Origin of the sequence: Pseudoalteromonas sp. APC 3250 (assembly GCF_030407915.1) — a bacterium.
Lineage (GTDB): Bacteria > Pseudomonadota > Gammaproteobacteria > Enterobacterales > Alteromonadaceae > Pseudoalteromonas > Pseudoalteromonas tetraodonis.
In genome coordinates, this window is the sequence record NZ_JASDCM010000002.1 from 36634 (window position 1) to 51877 (window position 15244).

Here is a 15244-nt window from a genome sequence, read left to right on the forward strand (position 1 = left end):
CAAATTGGGAAATACGTAATGATATACAGTCACAATTGTAATACGTAGGCCAAATAAACGCACTAAAAACTTAGTAAAACACAAAAAACTGTACTAAAAATAACTAAGCAGATACAAAAATAATAATTAATTCATAAATATGGTCAGTTATCATATTTTAATGCGGAGAAACCCGTGAGCCATGACTCAAACAATACAATTTGGCAGGTTTTTAATCTAATTAATTTGGCGGTGATTGTTTATGACAATAAAACACATAATTACATCTTAAACCAACATGCCAAAACGTTACTTAACATAAATAGTGACGACGCGCTTAGCAGCGATGTTTTTAACAGTATTACGCTTCGCGACTTTAATGATGATACGGTTGTTACCGTTGAGCAATTATTCACATCTACTATAACAGCTGTTTTATTAGAGTGTGAATTCACGCCTCAGCTTTTAAATGTGAACCACTCAATCATTGATGACTCTGTTTCTATGATCACTTTAGAGCAAGACCATAGTCATGCAGAGCAATATAATTTTGACCATATTATTTCAAAAATATCCACCAAACTAATTGATATTCAAAATGACAATATTGATCAACAAATTAACTTTGCACTCAAAGCCATAGGCACCGTTTGTAAAGCAGATAGAAGCTACTTATTTGAATTTAATACCGATAGTGAAACTTTAACCAATACGCATGAATGGGTGAACACCGGCATAACTGCCTACAAAGATAGGTTGCAAAACGTCCCTAAAGCCGAACTACCCTACTTTTTTGATGTAATGAACTTAACACACCTATTTAAAGTTAATGATGTTGCTCAGTTACCACCGGAAGCGAATTCAGAAAAAGCAGAGTTTGAAGCGCAGAGTATTCAGTCTGTTTTATGTGTTGGCCTGCGCTATGACAAGGAGCTTGTTGGTTTTATTGGCTGTGACTGTGTTAACACAAAACGCCAATGGAGCAAAATAGATTTAATAAGAATCAAGCTCGTAGGCGAAATTATTAATAACGCACTCAAAAACATAAACTATAAAAAAAAGCTGCAGTTAGCCCAAAAACAATTAATTAACGCTAATACAAAATTAAATAAGTTAGCAAACACCGATGCACTTACTGACATTGCCAACCGCCGATTTTTTGATACTTCCCTAAAGAGCGAAATTAAACGCTCTGCAAGACAACACCAACCAATTAGTTTAATTATGTGTGATATCGACTTTTTTAAGCGCTATAACGACAATTATGGCCACCACAAAGGCGATGAAACGTTAAAACACGTTGCTCGTGCATTAAAAAGTTTATGTAAACGTGAGGGTGACATAGCAGCTCGCTATGGCGGTGAAGAATTCGCAATCATTTTACCTGCTACGAATATAGAGCAATGCCATAAATTTGCTTTGTTAATTGAGCAAAAAATAAAAGCACTGAATATTACGCATGAGTTCTCTCCTATTGCCCCTTACATAACACTTAGCTTTGGTTGCTTTTGTAGTTATCCAAATGCAGATACACACACAGAAACCCTGATAAAAAGCGCTGACATTGCTTTATATAAAGCAAAGAAAGCTGGCAGAAATCAAATATGTATTTTTGAATAATAAACAATCATAAATTACTCTTTTCACAATGAAAGTCATATCATTATATTAATAACCACTTTGTGCTATTTAAATGAACAATAAATTGCCCATTTAAATTTATAAATTAAAAACACTTTCTTAGCTTAAGTCATCAGCACTTGGGATAACCACGCCATATAAGTCATTAATGGTTGCTAAGGCACTTTTATGTAGATCAGATGCCAACACATCACTCACTGAAGTTTGTAATGGCCTTGTAGCGCATGCGTCAGCGACTACCGTTGCGTGGTTACCTCTTAAAAATGCACCTTGCGCTGTAAATGTCACACACATGTGGGTCATAAACCCAACAATGATCAATTTATTATTACCAATTACATCTACTTGTTCGCCTAAGTCTGTTCCAACAAAACTATCGGGAGCTGTTTTAACGATAACTTTTTCATCCGCAATTGGCGCGACACTTGAGTGTATTTGGCCTATTTCGGCATTAATATCGTAAGGCGAGCCTTCACCACCATCATGCATAATATGAATAATTTTAGAACCAGCAGCACGTGCATCAGCCAGTAAAATTGCCGCATTATTAAGAGCATCTTGCCACCCTTCTAACTCCATAACACCTTGTGTATAAGTATTTTGATAATCAACAAATATAAGTGTGGCGTTTTTAAGTGAAGCGGGTGTTGAGTCAAGCTCATTAAGTTCACGAAGTGTCATCGTCATAATTTATCCTTTAATACCGAGTTAAATTTAAGTTTATAAGCTATCACGGCTGTGACAGCCGTGTTGCTGCGTTTGCACCGTGACAGCTTATACTTTATAGTCGGTTGCAAATAGTGTCCTAAAGGACGGTAGTCGATGATATTAGGCCAAAATGACATTACTCTATGAACATACCGTTGCGATTGTTGCTTATAACAATATCAGTTTATTTCACCTATCTATTCCGTGTAGTATTTTTGGTGAAGACTTAGACCGCGTGGGCGCTCGTCCATATAAAGTTACAGTATGTACAGAAACTGTAGGTCTGGTGCCAACACTTTCTGGCTTTCCCATAGAAATAAAACAAGACCTGTCAATACTTGAAACTGCTGATACTGTCATAGTACCCGCGTGGTGCGATCCTGATATACCCGCCTCAACAGCTTTACTTAATGCACTTCGCCGTGCACATGCTCGTGGAGCAAGAATGGTAGGTTTATGTTTAGGCGCTTTTGTGCTTGCTGAAGCAGGTATATTGGATGGCAAAACAGCATCAACCCACTGGGTATGGGCTAACGACTTCGCACAAAAATACCCAAAAGTAAACTTTGATAACGATGTACTGTACATTGACGAAGGAAATGTTTTTACCTCAGCAGGCGCCGCTGCCGCAATTGATTGTTGCCTACATTTATTACGTCGTGATCACGGCGCAGATGTTGCCAACAGCGTGGCCAGACGCATGGTTGTGGCGCCTCACCGCAGTGGAGGACAAGTACAGTACATAGAAAAACCCATTCCTCGACACATCGATAGTAACCGTTTAGAGCCGGCTATCACTTGGGCACTAAAAAATTTAACTAAACCTTTAACAATCGATGAACTCGCCAGTAAAGCAAGTATGAGTCGCCGTAATTTTTCTCGACTTTTTAAAAAAGCAATGGGCACTACATTTACACAATGGCTGCTGAGTCAACGTCTAACCATCGCGCAGCAGCTATTAGAAACAAGTAACCACAATATAGATAGAATTGCTAATCAATCTGGGTTTTCATCGAGTGTTAGCTTTCGACAACAGTTTTTAGCCGCTTTCTCTATTTCACCTTCCGCTTACAGAAAGCAATTTAAAAGTAGCGAGCCGCAATAAAAAGTTACTCGCACATACGCAAATCACTTGTTAGCATGAGGTATTATCAAAGGATGGAAATGAGCATGACGAACAATAATCATACGTTAGTCGTTGAAGGTGGTGCAATGCGCGGTATTTTTGCTGCAGGTGTACTTGATGAGTTTTTAGAGCAAGGATATCAACCCTTTAATCGGTATTTTGGAGTATCAGCTGGTGCTACAAATGTGGCAGCCTATTTATGTAAGCAGCCAACACGCAACTACAAAGTGATCACCGATTACTCCTGCAGGCCAGAATTTATTAATCTCGCACGTTTTATCAAAGGCGGCCATCTATTTGATTTAGATTGGCTGTGGCAAGAGACAGTTCGTGAAATCCCCTTGAATACCGACGAATTCTCGCAATCTCCTTACGATTTTTATATTGTTGCAACGGCAATAGATTCAGGTAAAGCTCACTATTTGCAAGCAACGGGCAATGAAATGGTTGAGCAATTAAAAGCCTCTTGCGCCATCCCAATCGCTTATCGGGATTACCCAACAATAAACGGGATCGCAATGACCGATGGTGGCGTTGCCGATTCTATTCCGGTAAAAAAAGCCTATGAAATGGGTGCATCAGAAATAACAGTTATCCTCTCCCAACCTTTAGGCTATCGTAAAAAAGACAACAAAGTACCGTGGTTAACTAAACAACTCTATAAACAGAGCCCAGCGCTTGCAGAGGCCGCCATACAGCGTTCTAAAAATTATAATGACAGTATTGATTTTTTGCACAATGCTCCGTCAGATTGCAAAATAAATATTATTGCACCACCAACAGGGTTTAAAGTCGGCCGCACCACTAAAAATCGAGCTATACTCAATTCAGGCTATCAAATGGGCATAAGTGAAGCTAAAAGTTACTTGGATAACCCTAGATTTGGTAGCAATGGTTATGAGCGATAAAACCATTTCAAACAGATTGCCCGAAGTCAAAATTGCATTTACTCATACACCCAAAGCTATTGAAATTATAAAATATGTTTATGGTGAACGTTACTCAACGTGCTTGAGCATACACAGGTAATACAAGAAGGGTTATTAATAAACAGTATGGACTCAGAAGAAATATATAGTGATATAACCCTGAATTTACATCTAATTCAAGCTATTAATTTTTAAACCCGCGAGTTAATGTAGTAAGGAATTATGTGTTAATGGCTTATTGTCAAAAAATAGATTATGTTTAGGCATAGTGCTTGCTTGTGTTCTTGTGTACGTACTAAATAAATTAAGGTTTTTTGTGAATTTTCTTCGATGCTTTCATAATATAGTCTCTGATCAACAGCTTAGCTTTGATCAAAAAATTGCAGACTTACTTGCTTTTGGGCTCGATGTTTTTCAGCTCGATTTGGCTATTATCAGCCGCGTAAAAAATAATTCTTACACTGTTTTACATGCTATTACCCCTGACAATTCTCTTGCTATTGGTACTGAGTTTGAGCTAAACGGCACCTATTGTACACATACTTTGTTGGCCAACTCTGCACTGGCATTTCATAATGCGTCGCAAAGTAGTATTGCAAATCATCCTTGCTATATTAATTTCCAATTGGAGGCGTATATTGGAGCGCCTATACGAATAGGTACTGACGTATTTGGAACTGTTAACTTTTCATCAGCTCAAGAATGCCCCCCTTTTAGCGATGAAGCTTATGATTATATTGAATTACTAGCTCAGTGGTTGGGCTCAGAATTTGCGCGCAATCAGGATAAAGTTAATCTCACTAAAAATAGTGACACCTTATTGAAACTTGAAAGCGTTGCAAATATAGGCACATGGGAAGTCGACCTAATAGACAATAGCATTTTTTGGAGCCAGCAAACTCGACGTATTCATCAAGCCGAAGAAGGCTATACTCCAAACATGGAAACAGCCATTGAATTTTATAAAGCGGGTAAAAGTCGAGATAGTATTAATAAAGCGGTAGAAAATGCGGTATCTAAGGGTGAAAAATGGCATTTAGAGCTGGAAATAGTTACCGCAAAGCAGCAAAATATTTGGGTGTCGACTTTTGGTGAGGCCGAGTTTAACAACGGCAAATGTGTGCGATTATTTGGTACTTTTCAAGATATAACTGAAGCCGTTAAGTTACGCGAAGAGTTAAAACAAAAAAAAGCACTTGCAGAACAACTCCTCCAAGACCGAAGTATGCTGTTTGCCAAAATTAGTCATGAGCTTAGAACCCCGCTTAATGGTATTACGGGAATGTTAGCGACTCTCATTGATGAACATGATTATGACAAGCGGGCAGAAAAAATTAAAGTAGCCCTTCGAAGTGCTGACATTTTATTGAATATTATTAATGAAGTACTCGATTTTTCAAAAATAAATCATGGTGAGTTAAAACTGGAGCCTCACCACTCTTTACTTAAAACGGTATTTACCGATTTGGTTTCTTTATATTCGGTTTTGTTTAGTAATAAAAACATTGAACTGCTAGCCACTAATCTCATTCCTAATGATGTTTGGGTATACTGCGACACCTCTCGATTAAGCCAAATTGTCTCTAATTTACTAAGTAACGCGTTAAAATTTACAGAGCATGGATCTGTTTCTCTCTATTCGCAATTAGCATTAGACACAAAACACCCTTTACTTACCATTAAAATAACCGACACGGGTCGCGGCATGAGTAAAGCGTATTTAAACTCATTATTTAAGCCTTTTACCCAAGAGGTTGATGCTAACAACAATAAAGGCGGCACCGGATTAGGTTTAGCAATTGTTAAAGAACTCGTTGGTTTTATGAATGGCAAAATTGAAGTAACGAGTGAGGTTAATGTGGGTACGTGTTTTACCTTAACTATCCCGATTGAACTTGGCAAACAACAAATACAGACACCGAGTCTTAAATCGATTAATAATCATGGTGCCAAATTATCAGTACTGGTGGTTGATGATAACGAAATAAACCGCCTTGTGTTAGAAGCTGCGCTGGATAAGTTTAATATAAAATCAGACTTTGCCATAGACGGCCAAGACGCAATTTTAAAGTGCAAACAAAAGCATTACGATCTTATATTTATGGATTGTATTATGCCAATACTTGATGGTTTTGAAGCTACCAAACAATTAAGATCTAATAACATATGTAGCCCCAAAAGCACATATATCGTCGCTCTGACGGCTAATGCTTCTTCCCAAGATAGACTAAGCTGTAAACAAGCGGGCATGGATATGTTTATAGCCAAACCATTTAAGCTTCCAGCAATAGAAGAAGCAATTACAAATACATTAAAAAGGCTGAGCGTAGCCACATTATAATAACGAGTGTCGCTCAGATTAACTTGCACTAGAAAACAAAGGATCATTATGACAAATAAAATTATTGGTATTGTACTTATTGTTATTGGTATCGCACTGGCAATATGGGGCTATGACGTTTATGACTCAGCAACCTCTCAGGTTACCCGGGCATTAAACGGCGAAACACCTATGGAAGCCTGGCTTGGCTTTATTGGTGGCGCAGTCTGTATTTTAGTGGGTATTACCCGACTTAAATAGCGCTCAAAAAAGCCGCCTTTGGAGAGGGCGGCTTGGGTGAACAAACAGCTATGGGTGAGAGCTGTTATATCAAGAGACTTTAAGCTAAAACACTATTAAGCAGCGCTTTGCTCTGCATCGGGCGTTTGACGAATTAAATAGTCAAACGCACCTAGGCTTGCTGTTGCGCCCGCCCCCATCGCAATAATAATTTGCTTAAATGGCGTAGTGGTTGCATCACCTGCAGCATAAACCCCTTGTAACGATGTTGCGCCTTTGGCATCAATGAGTATTTCACCAAATTGGCTCAGTTCAAGGTCGCTGTCTTTCAACCATTCGGTATTAGGTATTAAACCAATTTGTACAAATATACCGGCTAAGTTCAACTGTTTACTCTCGCCGCTAAGGCGATCGGTATAACTTAACCCCGTTACTTTTTTGCCATCACCAAGTACTTCCGTGGTTTGGGCGTTTTTAATAATAGTGATGTTTTTTAAGCTATTAGCTTTACGAATAAGTACCTCATCGGCGCGTAACGTATCAGCAAATTCAAGCACAGTAACGTGTTCAACTATATTGGCTAAATCAATTGCCGCCTCAATACCTGAATTACCACCACCAATAACCGCAACCGGTTTACCTTTAAATAGAGGCCCATCACAGTGCGGGCAGTATGCAACGCCATGGCCTTTATACTGTTGCTCACCGGGTACATTCATTTCGCGCCAGCGTGCACCGGTTGCTAGTACGAGTGATTTTGCTTTTAATACAGCGCCATTTTCTAAAGTAATATCATACCCATTACTGCCTTTTTGCAGGTTTGCCGCGCGTTGGTTGTGCATAACATCAACATCGTATTCTTTAACGTGTTCTTCCAACTGAGCCACCATTTTTGGCCCTTGCGTTGCTTTAATTGAAATAAAATTTTCAATCGCTAATGTATCAGCAACTTGACCGCCAAATCGCTCTGCTACAACCCCCGTATTTAGCCCTTTACGTGCAGAATAAATAGCTGCTGAAGCACCAGCTGGCCCACCACCAACGACAAGTACATCAAACACCGACTTTTCATTGAGTGATGCTGCTTGGCGCTGTGCACCTTTGCTATCCACTTTATTTAAAATATCAGTGAGGCTCATGGCCCCTTGGCTAAAAGGTTCACCATTTAAATATACAGCGGGTACAGCCAGTATGTTTCTTTGCTCTACTTCATCTTGAAATAACGCCCCATCAATCATGGTGGCTTTAATATTACTATTTGTTGCTGCCATAGTATTAAGTGCCTGCACAACTTGCGGGCAGGTTTGGCAACTCAAGCTAATATACACTTCAAAATTGAGTGTTTGCTCAAGTGTTTGTATTTGTTCAATGTCATCTTTACTTGCTTTACTAGGGTGACCACCCGTATGTAATAGCGCTAACACTAAACTAGTAAATTCGTGTCCCATAGGAACACCTGCAAAGGTAATATGGGTGTTTTTTTCTGGTGAATGCACCACCATAGAAGGCCTGCGGGCGCTAGTATCGGGATTATTTATTACACTAAACTTATCGCTTAGTGACGCTAAATCGTTTGCTAGACTTTCTACTTCTGTTGATTTTTTGCTGTCGTCCAAGGCGATAAGCAGCTCAACAGGCTGAGTCAGCGATTCAAAATGGCTTTTTAGTTGGTTCTTTATGTTGTTGTCTAACATGGCTTAGCCCCTTAAGGAAAATTAAAACAGCAAGGTTCCCATGCCATCAGTGCATGTGCGAAATTTTAGAAACGTGTGATGGCGTGGGAGAGTGCCCAGTGAACCTATACAGGCTCACTGGTATTAGAGTCATGTTCTACTCTAAATTTTTAGTTAGTGGTAAGGTTTAAATCTTACCAACTAGGTCTAGTGAAGGTGCTAATGTGTCTTCACCTGGCTGCCAAGATGCAGGACAAACTTCGCCATCGTGTGTTGCAATGTATTGGGCTGCTTGCACTTTACGAACTAACTCTTTAGCACTACGACCAATACCTAAATCATGCGTTTCAACAACTTTAATTTCGCCCTCTGGGTTCATTACAAATGTACCGCGAAGTGCTAAACCATCATCTTCAATCATTACACCAAAGTTACGTGTAATGCGTCCTGTTGGGTCGCCAATCATTGGGTAAGTAATTTTACCGATGGTGTCTGACGTGTCATGCCATGCTTTGTGCGTAAAGTGTGTATCAGTTGATACTGAATAAACTTCAACGCCCATTTCTTGTAACTGTGCGTAATGATCTGCAAGGTCACCTAATTCAGTTGGGCATACAAATGTGAAATCTGCAGGGTAAAAGAAAAAGATAGACCACTTACCTAATACGTCTTTTTCAGTGAGTTCTACAAAGTCACCATTGTGGTAAGCTGTTGCATTGAAAGGTTGTAATTTTGTGTTAATCAATGAAGTGCTCATAGTATTCCTCATTTATGTTTAGTGTATTTAAAAAGTTAACGCCTTGTGCGTTGGCTTGATTAATACAATAAGGCCATTGAGAAATTAAATAAAATTGATTGTTTAGATTAAAACAATCGATTTTTAAGATTGCAAACCCAAGGAGTGATCTACTGCTTACTTTTAAGCGTTAAAGCAGTTACAACTCAACTACCACTCATAGTCAGTTGCGCTATATAGATTTTAATAAGATTACACTGCACATCCTTGCTACAATAACATGGTTTACATTACACAACCTTCAAAGGCATTTCGTTTATGGAAAAATTCGTCAATCACATTCAACTAGGCTATTTAGGCTTATTGCCATTTTTAGGCTGTGTGGGCTGGCCGCTCATGTTTGGCAGTAACAGTGTAAATTTAGAGTTTTTTAGTTTTTATAGCATTGCTATTTTAGCGTTTATGGCGGGTAATTTATGGCATGCAGGGCAACAAAGCTTTGCCGATGCAATTAAAGCTGTGCTGCCGGTCATTCCTATTCCGTTTTTATCATTTTTGCCAATTGAGTGGATGCTTGCGTGGTTAGGCGCGAGTTTTTGGTTGGTACTAATCTTCGAAAAAGCGTCGATTCATTGGCAGGGTTACCACAAAGATTATCAAAAAATGCGCTTTGTGCTCACATCTGTGGTGTTTGTTTGTCATATTCTTATTATTGGTATGAGTATTTACCCTAAATAGTCTGCCATTACTTAACCATTGGTCTGTAATAGGGTAACATCCGCGCACTGTATTGAGAGGACACCCCATGATAGACCAATTACGCCAACAGCTTACTGACCTTGGTGAGAATTTTGTAGAAAAAAACGCTGCTTTCAAAATTAAAGTGATCCCGTTTTTTTGCGCTATTAGCATAAAAAAAGATCATAAAAGTGAGGGGCGTCTTTCTTTTTATTCAAATCAGCTCATTGAAATATTTATGGTGGTGTTGTTTGTTTTATTTGGCTTAGCCATTTACGACCCTCAAGCCGGTTTTACTCATGGCCCTATTCATATTGTGTTTGCTATTTTGATTACCTTTAACTTAATTCTTAAACAAGTTGCCATTGAAGGGTTAAAAACGCGTTTAGCTATGTATAGGTTGCATCAACAGCTGATTAATACACCGCATCCTGACACATCGCCTGTTACTAATAAAAACACATAATTTAATATGTATTTAAACCCAAATTGGAACATACTCACGGTAGGTGATGGCGACTTATCGTTTTCAAACGCGCTTTACAACCACATTAAACCGCAAAAGTTAGTTGCCTCAACCTATGATGCAGCTGCAACTCTTACAGAAAAATACCCCGATAACGCGCTTGCCTCACTTAAAGCACATAAAATTGATGTGCTTAATGAATTTGATGTCACCAACACACAATGTTGGCAACAACTAGCCGAGCACCTAAACAGCTTTGATGTAGTGATTTTTCAATTTCCACTTATTCCTGCGTTTATTGGTCGCGACGCATTTGAGAAAAATACACGTAATAACAGCATGAACGTGCTTAACCGTGCGTTACTGCATCAATTTATAAAATATGCCAATGAGTTTGCCTTGAACCCACAAGGCCCTGGGTTATGCTATATAACCTCAAAAGATGTTAAACCGTATCGTGAGTGGAATATTGAGGGGAGTTTAAATACCCATTTAAACGTGGCATATCAAGGACAAATGTCATTCGATATCAGTCGCTTTGATGGCTATAAAATTCGCAATGTCGACCGTGACAAACACGTCAAAGACACCAGCGGTATTACTTATGTATTTAGTGAAAATACACTACCCGAACTAAGTGATATGTTAACAACCCCTAATTATCTAACTGATGATTATTGCCCGCTTTGTCGTGTGGGGCCGTTTTTAGCGGATGAAGATAAAAACAAACATTTTTCCGCTAAAAAGCACCAGCAAATGCTCAAACTAGAGCAAGACTGGCAGCAATGGTTAACAGCGTTTTATAAGTCAAGTTAGTCACAAAGTGCAGCTTGCTTTATTAAGTCAGCTGCTTTTTCTGCAATTGCTATTACCCCAGCATTGGTATTTCCGGTAATAATACTGGGCATAATAGAGGCGTCTACCACCCGTAAATTTTGCACACCGTGAACACGTAATTCGCTATCAACCACAGCCATATCGTCTTGGCCCATTTTGCAGGTTCCTACGGGGTGATATTCTGTATCGGCTGTTTGCCTAATAAACTCAATAAGCTGCGCATCATCATTAATATCAAGCGGATACACCATATCTGCACGAATAGTATCAAACGCTTTGCTTTGCATTATGCTCAATGTTTTTTTAAGCCCAAGTAGCATAACCTGTAAATCATCGGGGTGGCTTAAATAATTAGGATCAATGAGTGGCGCACTTAAAGGGTTGGCATCCGCTAAACGAATAGTGCCGCGGCTTTTAGGGTGCATTATGCTGCTATGAATACTGTATCCATGGCCATAATGCAGTTTACGGCTGTGATCGTCCACCAGCCCAATAACAAATTCAAGTTGCACATCGGGCACAATAGAATCTGTAAATAAGTTTATAAACGCATGCGATTCGGCAAAGTTACTGGTTAGCTTTCCTTCGCGTTTGGCAAACCAATCAACGCATCCTTTTGCAATATTAAACGCACCACTGGCACTTATTCCAAATGTGCCTTGCGAATATTTTGCTTTGTATAATGGCACAACGGTTAAGTGATCGTGCAAATTACTGCCTACACCTTCTAATTGCGTTACAAGCTCAATGTTATGCTGCTTTAAATGATCTGCAGGCCCCACTCCCGATAACATTAAAAGTTGGGGGGAGTTAATCGCACCGGCACTTAAAATAACTTCTTTATGGGCATTTAGCACATAGCTTTTATTATTAACTGCAACTGTTACACCAGTTGCAGATTTCCCGCAAAAATTAATTTTATGCACCTGCGCATCAGTGAGCACGGTTAAGTTTTTACGAGCTAAATTAGGTGTTAAGTACGCTTTTGCCGCACTGCAACGCTCCCCTTTATGTTGAGTGACCTGCGATAACCGTGCACCTAGCTGTTGCTGCGCATTAATATCGTCATTAAGGGCTACGCCTTGCTCTTGGCATGCTTTTAAAAACAGCTGATTAACTGGGCTTGGTAAACTTAGCTCTTGCACATGTAAGGGGCCATTTACACCATGATATGGGCTGTTGATAAAGGTTTTGTTGTTTTCAGCTTTGATAAAATAAGGCAGCAAACTGGTATAATCCCAGCCGGTATTTCCCATAGCGGCCCAGTTGTCGTAGTCTTTTTTATTCCCTCTAATGTAAACCATGGCATTGATTGAACTTGAACCACCAAGCACTTTACCTCTGGGCATAAACCCACAGCGGTTATTAAGCTCTTTTTGTGGCACCGTATTGTAATGCCAGCTATTAATGCCATAAGGCACACTAGCTGCAACTCCCGCAGGCATTTGCACCATAGCACTTTGGTCACAGCCGCCGGCTTCAATTAAACACACACTCACATTTTTATTTTCAGATAATCGCGAGGCAACAACACAGCCAGCACTGCCTGCGCCAATCACAATGTAATCAAATGAGGTGGTATGCATAAAATATCTCCCATTAAAAAAACTACTTTGCATGGATTATCTGCTAAAAACTTGATATTTTTAGACACCTCTTCACTAATGCAACTGTTATGAGCAGCCTAATTAAAGCCACTTCTTTACAGGGAATTGATACATTAATTACCGAACTAGGTGGTGATAAAGCAAGCATTATGCGCCATTGCGCCATTGAGGTAACGTTAAACTCCCTTGAAACCCAAAGCTTAACTTATCGCCATTATGCCGAACTTTTAGAATACTGCGCTCATAGCTTAAACTGCCCAAGTTTTGGTCTTAAACTCGCTAGCAAACAAAGTTTTGATATTTTAGGGCATATCGCTATCGCCGCTAAAAGTGGAACTGATTTAGGTGAAGCGCTTACATGGGTAATTAAATACCTGCACTTACATACACCCGCACTTAATTTAACCACGCATACACTTGAAGATGACCAAAATATATTTTTATCATTCGAAATAAAACTCAAGCCATTACCTGTTATAAATCAAGTTATTGAATTAACAATTGCACTGGCGCTCGCCACCTTAAAAAAAGTGAGCCAAAATCAATGTAAACCCATTAAGGTATTTTTACCGCAAAAGCTTGATGCAAATATACGGGCTTACCATCAGCACTTTGGCTGTAACGTTATTGAACACAGAAATAGCGCCGGTATTTTAATCGCCAAAAACGATTTATTATTGCCACTTAATGTTTCTGATCAACACAAAGTACAAGCCGCATTAAACTTTTTAGCCGCTAATAATGCGCATACTCAGTCGTTACCTTCGCAAGTAAGTGCGCTTATTCGACCTATGCTGCCCCTTTTTCAATGCTCAAACCAAACGATAGCAACGGCACTTAATCTGCATCCTCGCACCTTGCATCGTGAACTTAAAAAACATAACACCAGCTTTGTAAAACTAAAAGATGCCACTCGCCGCGCATTATGTGAACACTATTTAATGCAAAACCAATTTTCTATTTCACATATTTCCGAGCTGTTAGGTTATCAAGAACAAGCCACATTAAGTGCCAGTGTAAAACGCTGGTTTAACTGCTCTGCTCGCGCATTTAGAGCAAAATATTGTTAAACTGCAAAGCTGTGTAAAATACATAAAAAGGCTAAACATGAATTTTGTGATTGTAGGTACCAATTTTATTAGCGACACCCTACTTGATGCGGCAAGTACTCTGAGTAATTTTAATTTATACGGTGTGTGTTCTCGGGCAGAAAGTAGCGCTGAGCGATTTTTAGCTAATCACCCCACTCATTCTCAGGCAAAAATATTTACCTCCATTGACGCTGTTTGCCAAGACGAGCTTGTAGAGGCAGTATATATAGCCGCACCAAATAGCCTGCATAAAGACTATGCTGTGCAATGTTTAGCTGCGGGCAAACACGTACTTGGCGAAAAACCTTCAGCAGCAAATAGTCATGAGCTTACTGCTATTTTAACGACTGCTCAAAAACATCAACGTTTGTACATGGAAGCGATGATGACAACGCATTTACCTAACTTTGCTATTTTAAAAAACGCATTAAAAAGAATTGGTACACCGCGTAAATTTATTGGCCAATTTAGCCAATACTCGTCACGTTACGATAAGCTCAAAAACGGCGAGCGCCCTAATACCTTTTTACCTGAATTTGCAAATGGCGCATTAGTAGACTTGGGTATTTACCCACTTTATTTACTTATAGCACTGTGGGGCGCACCAAACAGTGTGCACGCCAGTGGCGTATTACTAGAAACCGGTGTTGATGGTGCCGGCGATGTACTTTTAAATTATGCAGATAAACAAGCGGTAATTAGTTATTCAAAAATATCGCAAGGCGAGAACATAACCGAAATACAAGGTGAGTTAGGCCGTATTCGTATTGAAGCTATATCGCAACTTAAAAAAGTGGAATTCATCGCTAATAATGGCCAAAAAGAAACAATAAGTACAGATTTTGATGAGCATTTTATGAAGTATGAAGTGGCGCACTTTATTGAGATGATTGAGCAAAACACATTAGAGTCACATATTAACAACCACCAGCTTTCACGCGATGTGATGACGGTACTCGATACCGCCCGCGCCCAATTAGGCGTTATATACCCTGCAGATAGTAAAGCTGAGCTATAAATTTTCACTCAATCAGTCAGCCCTCAGTACCCGCAATCTCAATCTAAAAAAACAGTAAAGCTTATTTTTCATTCAGCCCAGTGATAGCCTCTCATCACTGGGGACTCCATGTAAAACGTTAATTTACATTTACCT

14 protein-coding genes are annotated in these 15244 nt (G+C 39.4%); 10 read left to right on the plus strand and 4 right to left on the minus strand.

What is annotated here, in order from left to right:
• Positions 1-174 precede the first annotated feature (174 nt).
• Positions 175-1599 (plus strand): diguanylate cyclase, encoded by a 1425-nt coding sequence (locus QL986_RS02620; protein ID WP_036955060.1) that lies wholly within the window; start codon positions 175-177, stop codon positions 1597-1599.
• Positions 1600-1719: 120 nt separating this feature from the next.
• Here QL986_RS02620 and QL986_RS02625 read toward each other — a convergent pair whose 3' ends face one another.
• Positions 1720-2307 (minus strand): cysteine hydrolase family protein, encoded by a 588-nt coding sequence (locus tag QL986_RS02625; protein WP_058155876.1) that lies wholly within the window; start codon positions 2305-2307, stop codon positions 1720-1722.
• A gap of 151 nt (positions 2308-2458) precedes the next feature.
• Between QL986_RS02625 and QL986_RS02630 the strand changes: the two genes are divergently transcribed.
• The 4 genes from QL986_RS02630 (at position 2459) to QL986_RS02645 (ending at position 6964) form a co-directional block, all read left to right on the plus strand.
• Complete coding sequence (locus QL986_RS02630; protein WP_058155874.1) at positions 2459-3433, plus strand: helix-turn-helix domain-containing protein; 975 nt, start codon at positions 2459-2461, stop codon at positions 3431-3433.
• Positions 3434-3492: 59 nt separating this feature from the next.
• On the plus strand, positions 3493-4362 hold the full coding sequence (locus tag QL986_RS02635) for a patatin family protein (RefSeq protein WP_083494679.1): 870 nt from the start codon (positions 3493-3495) through the stop codon (positions 4360-4362).
• Positions 4363-4699: 337 nt separating this feature from the next.
• A complete protein-coding gene (locus tag QL986_RS02640; RefSeq protein ID WP_290191111.1) occupies positions 4700-6724 on the plus strand; it encodes an ATP-binding protein in 2025 nt (674 codons plus the stop codon).
• Positions 6725-6772: 48 nt separating this feature from the next.
• Positions 6773-6964: a DUF3185 family protein gene (locus QL986_RS02645; protein ID WP_290191112.1), complete on the plus strand. Its 192-nt coding sequence runs from the start codon at positions 6773-6775 to the stop codon at positions 6962-6964.
• A 95-nt stretch (positions 6965-7059) separates the two neighbouring features.
• Here the strand turns inward: QL986_RS02645 and ahpF are convergent, their stop codons facing one another.
• Positions 7060-8637 (minus strand): alkyl hydroperoxide reductase subunit F, encoded by a 1578-nt coding sequence (gene ahpF / locus QL986_RS02650; RefSeq protein ID WP_028834166.1) that lies wholly within the window; start codon positions 8635-8637, stop codon positions 7060-7062.
• Between the two features lie 166 nt (positions 8638-8803).
• Positions 8804-9373 carry an alkyl hydroperoxide reductase subunit C gene (ahpC, locus tag QL986_RS02655; RefSeq protein ID WP_008115650.1) on the minus strand — a complete coding sequence of 190 codons (570 nt, stop codon included), beginning with the start codon at positions 9371-9373 and terminating at the stop codon, positions 8804-8806.
• A 297-nt stretch (positions 9374-9670) separates the two neighbouring features.
• On the opposite strand from ahpC, the gene QL986_RS02660 reads away from it, so the two are divergent.
• The 3 genes from QL986_RS02660 (at position 9671) to QL986_RS02670 (ending at position 11372) form a co-directional block, all read left to right on the plus strand.
• Complete coding sequence (locus QL986_RS02660; RefSeq protein WP_010389229.1) at positions 9671-10090, plus strand: DUF3429 domain-containing protein; 420 nt, start codon at positions 9671-9673, stop codon at positions 10088-10090.
• Between the two features lie 67 nt (positions 10091-10157).
• Complete coding sequence (locus QL986_RS02665; protein ID WP_290191113.1) at positions 10158-10556, plus strand: hypothetical protein; 399 nt, start codon at positions 10158-10160, stop codon at positions 10554-10556.
• Positions 10557-10562: 6 nt separating this feature from the next.
• Positions 10563-11372, plus strand: coding sequence for a class I SAM-dependent methyltransferase (locus QL986_RS02670; protein WP_024601082.1), 810 nt, complete (start codon positions 10563-10565; stop codon positions 11370-11372).
• On the opposite strand, the gene QL986_RS02675 is transcribed toward QL986_RS02670, so the two are convergent.
• The gene (locus QL986_RS02675; RefSeq protein WP_290191114.1) at positions 11369-12979 is read right to left on the minus strand and encodes a GMC family oxidoreductase N-terminal domain-containing protein; all 1611 of its coding nucleotides are present in this window, start codon (positions 12977-12979) and stop codon (positions 11369-11371) included. The genes QL986_RS02670 and QL986_RS02675 overlap by 4 nt on opposite strands.
• An 89-nt stretch (positions 12980-13068) precedes the next feature.
• On the opposite strand from QL986_RS02675, the gene QL986_RS02680 reads away from it, so the two are divergent.
• Together QL986_RS02680 and QL986_RS02685 are read left to right on the plus strand one after the other, a co-directional pair.
• Positions 13069-14070, plus strand: coding sequence for an AraC family transcriptional regulator ligand-binding domain-containing protein (locus tag QL986_RS02680; RefSeq protein ID WP_290191115.1), 1002 nt, complete (start codon positions 13069-13071; stop codon positions 14068-14070).
• 37 nt (positions 14071-14107) lie between these two features.
• The gene (locus QL986_RS02685) at positions 14108-15109 is read left to right on the plus strand and encodes a Gfo/Idh/MocA family oxidoreductase (protein ID WP_290191116.1); all 1002 of its coding nucleotides are present in this window, start codon (positions 14108-14110) and stop codon (positions 15107-15109) included.
• The last annotated feature ends 135 nt before the right edge of the window (positions 15110-15244 follow it).

Bases quoted from the DNA above. Each gene is read 5' to 3' on its own strand.
- QL986_RS02625 (WP_058155876.1), bottom strand. From the start codon at position 2,307: ATGACGATGACACTTCGTGAACTTAATGAGCTTGACTCAACACCCGCT.
- QL986_RS02630 (WP_058155874.1), top strand. From the start codon at position 2,459: ATGACATTACTCTATGAACATACCGTTGCGATTGTTGCTTATAACAAT.
- QL986_RS02635 (WP_083494679.1), top strand. From the start codon at position 3,493: ATGAGCATGACGAACAATAATCATACGTTAGTCGTTGAAGGTGGTGCA.
- QL986_RS02645 (WP_290191112.1), top strand. From the start codon at position 6,773: ATGACAAATAAAATTATTGGTATTGTACTTATTGTTATTGGTATCGCA.
- ahpF (WP_028834166.1), bottom strand. From the start codon at position 8,637: ATGTTAGACAACAACATAAAGAACCAACTAAAAAGCCATTTTGAATCG.
- ahpC (WP_008115650.1), bottom strand. From the start codon at position 9,373: ATGAGCACTTCATTGATTAACACAAAATTACAACCTTTCAATGCAACA.
- QL986_RS02660 (WP_010389229.1), top strand. From the start codon at position 9,671: ATGGAAAAATTCGTCAATCACATTCAACTAGGCTATTTAGGCTTATTG.
- QL986_RS02665 (WP_290191113.1), top strand. From the start codon at position 10,158: ATGATAGACCAATTACGCCAACAGCTTACTGACCTTGGTGAGAATTTT.
- QL986_RS02670 (WP_024601082.1), top strand. From the start codon at position 10,563: ATGTATTTAAACCCAAATTGGAACATACTCACGGTAGGTGATGGCGAC.
- QL986_RS02675 (WP_290191114.1), bottom strand. From the start codon at position 12,979: ATGCATACCACCTCATTTGATTACATTGTGATTGGCGCAGGCAGTGCT.
- QL986_RS02680 (WP_290191115.1), top strand. From the start codon at position 13,069: ATGAGCAGCCTAATTAAAGCCACTTCTTTACAGGGAATTGATACATTA.
- QL986_RS02685 (WP_290191116.1), top strand. From the start codon at position 14,108: ATGAATTTTGTGATTGTAGGTACCAATTTTATTAGCGACACCCTACTT.